9 protein-coding genes are annotated in these 9,804 nt (G+C 56.1%); 1 reads left to right on the forward strand and 8 read right to left on the reverse strand.

Annotated elements, in window-relative coordinates; genetic code table 11:
* The first annotated feature begins 51 nt into the window (after positions 1-51).
* Entirely contained in the window at positions 52-1,227 is a 1,176-nt protein-coding gene (locus DKB62_RS00695; RefSeq protein ID WP_095628891.1) for an MFS transporter, read from the forward strand.
* A gap of 102 nt (positions 1,228-1,329) precedes the next feature.
* Here DKB62_RS00695 and DKB62_RS00700 read toward each other — a convergent pair whose 3' ends face one another.
* The 8 genes from DKB62_RS00700 to DKB62_RS00735 all read right to left on the reverse strand — a co-directional run bounded on the left by DKB62_RS00700 (position 1,330) and on the right by DKB62_RS00735 (position 9,777).
* The gene (locus tag DKB62_RS00700; RefSeq protein WP_087478691.1) at positions 1,330-1,833 is read right to left on the reverse strand and encodes a lecithin retinol acyltransferase family protein; all 504 of its coding nucleotides are present in this window, start codon (positions 1,831-1,833) and stop codon (positions 1,330-1,332) included.
* A 138-nt stretch (positions 1,834-1,971) separates the two neighbouring features.
* Positions 1,972-2,691, reverse strand: coding sequence for an amino acid ABC transporter ATP-binding protein (locus DKB62_RS00705; protein WP_095628892.1), 720 nt, complete (start codon positions 2,689-2,691; stop codon positions 1,972-1,974).
* Positions 2,678-3,343 carry an amino acid ABC transporter permease gene (locus DKB62_RS00710; protein ID WP_087478689.1) on the reverse strand — a complete coding sequence of 222 codons (666 nt, stop codon included), beginning with the start codon at positions 3,341-3,343 and terminating at the stop codon, positions 2,678-2,680. The genes DKB62_RS00705 and DKB62_RS00710 overlap by 14 nt, the downstream gene beginning before the upstream one ends.
* Positions 3,344-3,453: 110 nt before the next feature.
* Complete coding sequence (locus DKB62_RS00715) at positions 3,454-4,416, reverse strand: ATP-dependent 6-phosphofructokinase (protein WP_087478688.1); 963 nt, start codon at positions 4,414-4,416, stop codon at positions 3,454-3,456.
* A 7-nt stretch (positions 4,417-4,423) separates the two neighbouring features.
* Positions 4,424-4,969 carry a shikimate kinase gene (locus DKB62_RS00720; protein ID WP_107196835.1) on the reverse strand — a complete coding sequence of 182 codons (546 nt, stop codon included), beginning with the start codon at positions 4,967-4,969 and terminating at the stop codon, positions 4,424-4,426.
* 231 nt (positions 4,970-5,200) lie between these two features.
* Positions 5,201-8,239, reverse strand: coding sequence for an efflux RND transporter permease subunit (locus DKB62_RS00725; protein WP_107196834.1), 3,039 nt, complete (start codon positions 8,237-8,239; stop codon positions 5,201-5,203).
* The gene (locus DKB62_RS00730) at positions 8,236-9,318 is read right to left on the reverse strand and encodes an efflux RND transporter periplasmic adaptor subunit (RefSeq protein WP_107196833.1); all 1,083 of its coding nucleotides are present in this window, start codon (positions 9,316-9,318) and stop codon (positions 8,236-8,238) included. The genes DKB62_RS00725 and DKB62_RS00730 overlap by 4 nt, the downstream gene beginning before the upstream one ends.
* Before the next feature lie 3 nt (positions 9,319-9,321).
* Complete coding sequence (locus DKB62_RS00735; RefSeq protein ID WP_107196832.1) at positions 9,322-9,777, reverse strand: MarR family winged helix-turn-helix transcriptional regulator; 456 nt, start codon at positions 9,775-9,777, stop codon at positions 9,322-9,324.
* Positions 9,778-9,804: the final 27 nt, after the last annotated feature.

Raw genomic sequence — 9,804 nt, forward strand, 5'->3', positions numbered from 1 at the left:
AATGAAAGTCATCACTACAAGTAACAACATAACTAAAAGGGACGTGACGACATGACAAAAGAAGCTTTGTGGACTAAACCGTTCTTGCTGACGGGCGGCGTCAATTTTTTCCAGCTGTTTACCCAATATATCCTGATTACGACGCTGCCCCTCTGTATCATCGACGAATTTCATGGCAGCGAGCTCGAAGCCGGCCTGGCCATGACGTTTTTTCAGATCGGCACCAGCGTCTTCCGGCCTGTCGCCGGATATTTGGTAGACGAAAAGCAGAAGAGACGCCTCCTCTTAGGCTCCCTGGTTTTATTTTTCCTGGTCATGGCCGCCTTCAACGCCGCCGACTGCGTCGAAGCGCTGTACGGCCTGCGCCTCGTCCACGGCATCGTCTTCGCTTTGGCTACGACGACGGCTGCTTCTATCGCCGTGTTAGTCATTCCGCCGTCGCGGCGCGGCGAAGGCATTGGATATTTTTCCGTCACGACCAATATGGCGATGGTCGTCGGGCCGCTGGCCGGGCTGCTGTTATACCAGACGCTCCGCATATCTGGCTTGTTCCTGGCCCTCGCAGTCCTGGCCGCTCTGATTCTCGCCGCGGCCTCGGCCATTTCCCTGCCGCCAAAGGCGGTGCAGCCATCGCCCTCTGCCTCTAAAACGCCTTTTTTTGAACATTTCATCGAAAAGCGCTCTCTTTTAGCGTCATTCTTAGGCGGACTGGTATTCTTCGCCTACGGCGGCATCCTGACCTTTATTCCCCTGTACGCCGCGTCCCTGCACATGGCCGAAAGCACAGGATTATTTTTTGCCGTCTTTGCCGTCGTCATCGTCGCCAGCCGCCCCGTCGTAGGAAACGTACTGGACCGCGTCGGCCCCAGCCACGTCGTATATCCCGGCTTCGCCTTATTTATCATCGGCTTTATTCTCTTCGGTTTTGTCAGTACGAAGCTGTGGTTTCTCCTGTCGGCGGCTATCCTCGGTCTCGGCTTCGGCGCTCTCAGTCCCGTATTTCAGACACTGGCCGTTCAAAGCGTTCCTGCCAGCCGGGCCGGCGCCGCTACGGCCACGTACTTTTGGTTCCTGGATATCTTCGTCGGCCTGGCCGCCATGACCTTAGGCCTCGTCGCCCAATGGTTCGGCTACAGCCTGCTCTACGGCGTCCTCTGCCCAGCCGTCGTACTGGTCACGGCAGCCCTGTATTACGTCGAGTATACCCGCCGCTGCTTTCACTCCTAAAAGAATATCGCCTTTATGTATAGGATATTATCACAAGACGACAGATCTTGTCGCTGCCAAAAAGTCCCAGAATATATTTCTGAGACTTTTTTTGCGCCCAGTCTAATCCAGCAGTTTTGCCACGAGCTTTACCGTCGAGATGCAACCCATCAGGCCGTCGACCTGGCGGGATTCGGAAATGCCCGTCTTGCACCACAAGGCGAAGTGTTCGCAGTTGTTTTCCAGCAAATCGTAGGATTTTTCGCCAATGCGCCGCCTGGCCCTGGCTATGGTAGACTGAGGCGTATACAGATGAAACTGCTCCTTAGGCTCTTCTTCGCCGACGATGGCCTCCAAGGCCGAGCGAAATATGTCCCACCACGAATCATCATCGTCATCGCGATGGTCGTCCTCAGAAAAGTCGCATACATAGTAGGTCTCATCGCCGTCTAAAAACTCCTCCATAGAAGCCTCATGAATACAGGCCTCGTCGGCGTCAAACTTGAATTCGCCCTTTGGCGGCGCATAGTGTATGACCCGGTCGTGTCCGACATATACGCCGAAATGGCGAAACAGCCCCCGGTCTACAAATATGACGTCGCCGGCCTTTGCCTTCTTCTTTGCCATCGTTTCTACCTTCCTGTCTGTCCATTGCGCTAGAGCCGCCGCTCAGCGCCCGCTTATATTCATTATATCATATCAATCCAAGGATAAACGCACAAAAAAACGCGGCCCCCTTTTCGGAACAGCCGCGTTGTGCCTTGCTTATAAAATTTTCGAAAGGAAGGACTTCGTCCGTTCTTCCTGGGGATGGAAAAAGATATCGTCAGGCTTGCCTTCTTCGAGGATATAGCCGCCGTCGATGAACAAGACGCGGTCGGCTACTTCGCGGGCAAAGCCCATTTCGTGAGTGACGATAGCCATGGCCATACCTTCCTTGGCCAAGTCCTTAATGACGTCCAGTACTTCCCGGACCATTTCCGGGTCGAGAGCTGACGTCGGTTCGTCAAAGAGCATGAATTTCGGCTTCATCGCCAAGGCGCGGGCAATGGCAACACGCTGCTGCTGGCCGCCGGACAAGGTTCCCGGATAGGCGTCCTTCTTATCGGCCAAGCCGACCTTTTCCAAGAGCTTAATTGCCGTTTTTTCCGCATCTTCCCGCGATTCGCCTCTCGTCTTCATCGGCGACAGGACGATATTTTCCAATACGGTCATGTGAGGAAATAAATTAAAGCGCTGGAAGACCATGCCGACTTCCTTGCGGATACTGTTGATGCTCTTGGCATCGCTCATGCTGATGCCGTCAACGATGATTTCACCGGCTGTAGGATGTTCCAGATAGTTTATGCAGCGAAGGATAGTGCTCTTGCCGGAACCGGACGGGCCGATGATGACCACGACTTCTTTATCGTGAATGGTCAAGTCGATGCCCTTCAGGACATCGTGCTTGCCGAAGCTCTTTTTTAATCCTTTAATTTCTATCATCCGTTGCAAACCTCCGTTCCAAGAAGCTGACCAGCTGGGCAATGCTCAGGGTCATGATTAAATACAGGGCCGCGACGGTCATCCAGATTTCAAAGGAGCCGTAGGTCTTTGCGATAATGAGCTGACCGCGGCGCGTCAATTCTTCAAAGCCGATGACCGAAACCAAGGACGTTTCCTTGGTCATGGAAATGAATTCGTTGCCCAAGGGCGGGATGACATTTTTAAAAGCCTGAGGCAGGATGATGTACCGCATCGTCTGCATCCACGACAACCCCAGGGAACGGCCTGCTTCCATCTGTCCCTTATCGACAGCCTGAATGCCGGCACGGAAGATTTCCGATACGTAGGCGCCGCTGTTGATCGAGCAGGCGGCAACGGCGGCGACAAAGGGATTGATGCGCTCGCCGATAATCATAGGCAGGGCAAAGTAAATCAGGAAGATCTGTACCAGCATAGGCGTACCGCGGATGATATTTACATAGCAAATCGCAATGACCCGCAGGATCTTAATGCTCGACAGGCGGCAGACGCTGGTGATCAGGCCCAGGATAAAGCCTAAGGCCACGGCAATAGCCGTGATTTCAATCGTAACGGCAGCACCGGTGAGCAGCAAGGGCAAGGAGTCTATAATAAGACTAAAATCAAATGACATAAAAAACACTCCTATTCCGCAACAATATGCATAAAACATGCAATTACCAGATAAATTATACCTTGACCTATTATAATTGCATTTTTATGCGTTGTCAACGCATTATTCCCTTATCGGCCCAACATATGAACAAGTTGGTACATATTATCGCTGATGGGGAAATGGAAATGCGGCGCTTCGGAATACGGCGTCGCGGCGATGCGGCGGCCAATGAGTCCGATAACGCAGTTATATGTTCCCGCCAGCAGGGAATCAATGGCTTTCTGAGCGTATAAGCCAGCCATGGTAGCGTCGAGGGCGCTGGGCGCGCCGCCGCGCTGTACATATCCGAGAACGGTCAGATTCGGTTCGAGATAGGTGTGCTCTTTGATGTAATCCACGACATCCGTTCCCTTAGCCGCACCTTCCGCAACAACGACAATGCTGCTCAGCTTGCCGATGCGGTGCGATTCTGCCAAGTGCTCGCACAAGCGCGGCAGGTTTACTTCATGCTCCGGCACGAGAACCGCTTCCGCCCCGGAGGCCATGCCGGCGTACAAGGCGATGAAGCCGGCGTTGCGGCCCATAACTTCGATGACGGCAACCCGTTCATGAGATGAGGCCGTATCGCGGATTTTATTGATCGATTCGAGAACGGTATTGACCGTCGTATCGAAACCGATGGTGTACTGGGTTCCCATCATGTCGTTGTCGATAGTTCCGGGGATAACCATCGTTGGAATCCCGCAGTGGCTCAGCGCCTGGGCACCGCGCATGGAGCCGTCGCCGCCGATGACGACGAGGGCGTCGATTTCCAGGGACCGCAGGTAATCTGCCGCTTCCTTCTGCACGTCTTTTTCCATAAATTCCAGACAGCGGGCTGTGCGCAGGATCGTACCGCCGCGGTGGATGATGCCGCCGACAGTCCTGCGATCCAAGGTTATCGTTTCATGACGAAGCAGTCCTTCGTAACCGCGGATAATCCCTTCAACAGCCAAACCCTTTTCAATCGCATAGCGCGTTACGCCGCGAATAGCCGCATTCATGCCCGGGGCGTCGCCGCCGCTGGTCAATACGCCGATTTTACTAATCATAATGACATCATACTCCTTTTTCTCTGGCAATAAACTGCACTTTCTTTTCTTCTATCTTCTGGACAATCGTATCAACGATTTGCGATGCTCCGCCCCGCGTCGTATCGACGACACAATCGCAGTAGGGATAGATTTCTTCCCACTGGCGCATCATCTTATGGACAAATTCCCGTAAGTTGTCGTAATCGACAGTAGGCCGCTTGCCGATGTGACGGCTCACCCGCTCTTCTACGCGGAACGGCTCCGACAAAAGGGCGATAATGAAACCATGGCGGTGCAAAATCCGGTAGGTCTCTATACTCATGGGAAAATTGCCGCCAAAGGAAATAACCGCTTCGTGATAGCGGCTGACCTGGTGCAGGACGTTGAGCTCCCGTTCGCGAAACCCCTTTTCGCCGGCATGGGCGTAGAATTCGGCGATGGTCATGCCGACGGCCCGCTCGATGCGCCGGTCCGTGTCGACGAACTGCCATCCTAGACGCTGAGCCAGTTTTCGTCCTATATGACTTTTGCCGCTCCCCATCATGCCTACGAGAACAATATTCCGTTTCATCGTCGCACCTCCCTTGCTTAGTATTCTCCATCTTTGGGTACGTTTTCTATTATAGCAAAATTTTTCTATCTTGCCACATGAAAATGATAGAAAAAGGCGCATTTTACATATAATTTCTTTCAAAAATATGTAAGATGCGCCTTGTATTTCTTTTTGGTCCCAATGATACTGCCGGATGACCGACGGACGAGGCGGGCTGTTCGCGACCCTGCGGGGGACGAAATGTCTACCCTACTCCGGGTAAATGCGGAACCATGCCGCATACATCGTCGGCAGGACTAGTAAAGTCAGCACGGTCGCGCCGAGAAGGCCGCCGGCAATGGCCACGGCCATCGGTCCCCAGAAAATGCTGGTCATGAGGGGAACCATGCCGAGAATCGCCGCCGCAGCCGTCAGCATGATCGGGCGGAACCGCAGGACGGCCGAGTCGATGACGGCGTGCCACGGGTCTTCACCGGCAGCCAAATGCTGCTTAATCTGGTCGATGAGGATGACCGAATTGCGGATGATCATGCCGCCCAGGGCCAAGATGCCCAGATACGCCACAAACCCCAGAGACTTGCCGAGCAGCAGCATGGCGATGGCTACGCCGACAACGCCCATAGGAGCTGTAATCAGGGTCAGAGCCATGAGAGAGACGCTGCGGAGCTGGATCATGAGCAGGGTCATGATGAGCAGCACCATGACCGGCACGGGCTTGAGCAGATATCCAAGGGATTTTTGGCTGTTTTCCAAATCGCCGTCTACTTCAATGGAATACCCGAAGGGCAGACTACTGCGGATGGCCGCCGTGTCGTCGTAGGCCTTCTGCGTCGCGTCGTTGGCCGTACCGGAGCGAATCGTCCCTTCGACGGTGATGGTCGGCTTCAAATCGCGCCGCCAGATAAGGCCCTCTTCAGCGCCGTAGGAAATCGTCGCCACCTGCTCCAGCGGCACGTAGCCTGCCGTGCCGGCGTAGACGGGCAGGCTGCGGATACGGGATAAATCATTCCGCCCGTCCGGCGAAAGGCGAAGCTGGATGGCGATGGTCTTGTCAGGAGCCCCGTAATACTCAGCAATCGTCGCGCCGCTCAGTTCCGTATACAGCGTCTGGGCAATGGTCTGACCCGATGCGCCCATAGCCCGCAGCTTTTCCTGATCGAGGCGGACCTGGACGATTTCGCTCTTCTGTTCCCAGTTGAGGAAGACCTGACGGACATTCAGGTCCTGCCGCACCGCGTCGGCGGCCTGGGCAGCGTAGGCCTTCACCTTGTCTATGTCATAGCCGGACACGCGCAGCATGATAGGATAATCCGAAGGCGGCCCCAGGGGGATGCTCTTGATATTGCAGCGCACGCCGGGCTGTCTTTCTTCTATTTCGCGCCGTATATCCTCGGCCAGGGCTTCCCGCCCCTCTACGTCGGCCGCTACGACGACGAACTGGGCGTAATTGTCAGCCGGAAGGACGGGCTCCAGGGTCAGGACAAAGCGGGGCGCCCCTTCGCCGACATAATAAGAATAATTTTTTATCTGGCCGGGCTTCGTATCCAGATACCGGGCCAACGCAGCTGCTTCCTTTTCCGTCGCCGCCAGCGACGAGCCTTCGGGCAAGGTCATTTCAACGATGATTTCCGGCCGCAGGGACGGCGGAAAAAATTCCTGGGGAATATACTTCATCAGTCCCGCCGCGGCAATGCACAACGCCGCCGTGCCGCCTATAACGGCCCGCCGATGAGACAGGCACCATACGAGAACGGCGCGGAACCCATCGTAAAAGCGGTTTTGGTACAGCGTCTCTTCCGTCTTAACCGCTTTCACCCGGATAAGATAGTACCCGAACAAGGGCGCAGCCATGACCGACACGAGCCACGACAACACCAGAGCCGACAAGATAACCGGGAACAAGGCCTGACAAAATTCCGATGCCGCGCCGTCGGAAAAGGCCACGGGGATAAAACCGGCGCAGGTGACGAGGGTCCCCGTCAGCATGGGCTTGGCCGTCACCTTAAAGGCATGGCAGGCCGCGTCGAGACGGTTCATGCCCCTCTCAAGCTGGACGCTCATCATTTCCACGGCGATGATGGCGTCGTCGACGAGAAGGCCCAGGGAAATGATCAGGGCCCCTAAGGATACCTTGTGCAGGTCAATGCCGGCCACTTCCATGACGCAGAATACGCCCGTCAGGACCAGGGGAATACAGCAGGCTACGACAAGGCCCGTCCGCAGGCCCAGGCTCAGGAAGCTAACGGCCAGCACGATGAGGATAGCTTCGCGGAGGGTATCGACGAAGTCGTCGATAGATTCCTCGACGACCTTAGGCTGGTCCGATACCTGATGGAGCTCCATGCCGGCCGGTAAATTTTGCTTGACGTACTGCTGCATCTCTTCCAGATTGCTTCCCAGCTCCAATATATTGCCGCCGTTTTTCATGGACAAGGCAATGCCTACAGCAGGTTTACCGTCGAAAAACATCTTCGGGTCCGCCGGCTCCGTATAGCGCCGTTCGACGGAAGCGATATCGCCGAGGCGGAACAGACGGCCGTTGGCGTTTATGGGCAGGTTGCGGATGCTTTCCAAATCGTCAAAGACGCCGCTGACGCGGAGGTATACGTTGTCTGATTCCGTATCGACCATGCCGGCCGGCGTCATGGCGTTCTGCCCGCTGACGGCGTCGGAAATAGCCGTCGGCGGAATTCCCAGCTCGGCCAATTTATCGTTGGCAACTTCTATGTAGACTGCTTCCGACTGCTCGCCGACGAGCTCTACCTTGCTCACGTCGTCGACGGTCAGCATGATGCGGCGGATTTCCTCGGCCTTCTGCCGCAGCTCTTCATAGGAGTAGTCGTCGCCGGTTACGGCGTACACCGAGCCGTATACGTCGTCGAAGCGGTCGTTGAAGAACGGCCCGACGACGCCGTCAGGCAGCTCCGATTTCATGTCTTCCGTCAAATTGCGCACCTCGTGCCACGTGTCGCGGATACTGTCCCGCGGCGCCTGGTCGGTCAGGTACACGTAAATGACCGTTTGGCCGGGGCGGGAATAGCTTTTCAGGTAGTCGAGGTTCGGCGTATCCTGGAGCTTCTTTTCGATTTTATCCGTCACCTGCTCTTCCATCTGCCGGGCCGTCGCGCCGGGCCAGGCGGCAGTGACGACCATTTGCCGCACTGTATAGGCCGGGTCTTCCATGCGGCCCAGCTTCATATAGGAAAAGACGCCGGCAATAGCGATGACGATGATGAAATACCAGACGAGGGTTCTGTTTTTAATAGCCAGTTCCGATAAGTTTCTCATGTACCCTCACCTTCCGTTCGTACCGTCTGCCCTTCGCGCAGCATATGGACGCCGGCTGTGACGACGACATCGCCGGCGGCAAGGCCCGTCACGGCGACGGTATTATCGCCGAAGCCTTCGACGGAAACAGTCTTCAAAGATAAGGTCCCGTCTTTGCCGACGACCCAGACCTGCGGCGCATCGTCTGTCTGGTACAGGGCAGATAAGGGCAAGGTATACGAGCCGCTCCCATCTGCCGCGCTGACATGCACGCTGGCCGTCATGCCCAGCTGCATGCCTTCTGGAGGTGACGGAACGGCGACGCGCACGGCGTAGGTACGGGAAGCCGCATCAGCCATGGGCGATACTTCCCGTACCGTCCCCTGAGCCTTCTGACCGGGCAGGGCCCAAAAGGAAAGGGTTACGGCCTGTCCGACGGGGAATTCAGCCAGCTTGTTTTCAGGCACGTCGATCTGCACCTCCAGTTCGCCAGAATGGACGAGGGTCAGCACAGTCTGGCCGGCGGCAACGACCTGCCCTACTTCGCCAGAAAGAGCCGATACGACGCCGTCGGCGTCAGCCGTCAAATTCGTATAGGACAGCTGGTTCTCCTGAGCCTGCTGCAGAGCGGCCGCCTGCTGGTATTGGGCTGCCGCCTGGTCGTAAGCCGTCTGATATTGGTCGAGGGCGGCGGCGCTCACGGCGTCCTGGGCAAAGAGCTGCTTGTAGCGGGCCAGATTCGCTTCGGCTAATTGAAGCTGGGCTTGGGCCGCACTGACCTGGGCCTGAGCCTGGTACACGGACTGGACGACGTCCTTAGGGTCCACCGTCATGAGGACGTCGCCGGCATGGACGACGCTGCCAAGCTGGACGTTGCGCGCCGTAATGCGTCCTCCGGCCTGAAAGGCCAGGGCGCTTTCATAACGGCCCCGCACCGTGCCGGAGTAAGCGCTGCCTTCTCTTTCGGCCTCAGCGCCTACGGTGACAGTACGGACCAGCTGCGGCGCTTCCGTCTCTGCCGGCTGCTGGCCGCATCCGGCCGCCGCCGCGGTGAACACGACGAGAGCCGCGACATACAGCCACGTTTGCGATGCCTTCATATGTCATCCCTCCATTTCTCCGTCGGCTTTGTTCCAAGTCAGGGAGGCCGCGTTATCCGCCGCCTTCGTCATCCCCTGTATCGTAGTTTCTATAAGAGCGTCATCCATATCCTTGGTCAAGGCTCGAATCCATATTTCCGACAGGCGCAGCAGTTCTTTCTGAGCTTGCCGGGCCGTTTCTGTCAGATAAATATATTTAAAACGCTTGTCCTTTTCATCCTGCCTGCGCCGTACATAGCCTTTTTCTTCCAGCGATTTGACGCAGCGGGCGATTAAACCCTTGTCGACGGATAATTGCCTGCTCAGCTCATCCTGGCTGCAGCCGTCGCCGCGGTACAGCTCGACGAGCAGCACATATTCGCTGTAGCCGATATGCCACGGCCGGCAGGCGTCGGTAATATAAGCCTGGGAACGGCGGTTCAGCACGCCGAAAGCATATCGTATCTGCGAGTAATCCATACGCAAGTTCGCCTCCTTCACCAATTA

It is taken from the genome of Megasphaera stantonii (assembly GCF_003367905.1).
Classification (GTDB): Bacteria; Bacillota; Negativicutes; order Veillonellales; family Megasphaeraceae; genus Megasphaera; species Megasphaera stantonii.

Excerpts from the sequence above, each read along its gene's own strand:
- DKB62_RS00725 (WP_107196834.1), bottom strand. The coding sequence starts at position 8,239 with ATGAGAAACTTATCGGAACTGGCTATTAAAAACAGAACCCTCGTCTGG.
- DKB62_RS00695 (WP_095628891.1), top strand. The coding sequence starts at position 52 with ATGACAAAAGAAGCTTTGTGGACTAAACCGTTCTTGCTGACGGGCGGC.
- DKB62_RS00715 (WP_087478688.1), bottom strand. The coding sequence starts at position 4,416 with ATGATTAGTAAAATCGGCGTATTGACCAGCGGCGGCGACGCCCCGGGC.
- DKB62_RS00705 (WP_095628892.1), bottom strand. The coding sequence starts at position 2,691 with ATGATAGAAATTAAAGGATTAAAAAAGAGCTTCGGCAAGCACGATGTC.
- DKB62_RS00700 (WP_087478691.1), bottom strand. The coding sequence starts at position 1,833 with ATGGCAAAGAAGAAGGCAAAGGCCGGCGACGTCATATTTGTAGACCGG.
- DKB62_RS00710 (WP_087478689.1), bottom strand. The coding sequence starts at position 3,343 with ATGTCATTTGATTTTAGTCTTATTATAGACTCCTTGCCCTTGCTGCTC.
- DKB62_RS00730 (WP_107196833.1), bottom strand. The coding sequence starts at position 9,318 with ATGAAGGCATCGCAAACGTGGCTGTATGTCGCGGCTCTCGTCGTGTTC.
- DKB62_RS00720 (WP_107196835.1), bottom strand. The coding sequence starts at position 4,969 with ATGAAACGGAATATTGTTCTCGTAGGCATGATGGGGAGCGGCAAAAGT.
- DKB62_RS00735 (WP_107196832.1), bottom strand. The coding sequence starts at position 9,777 with ATGGATTACTCGCAGATACGATATGCTTTCGGCGTGCTGAACCGCCGT.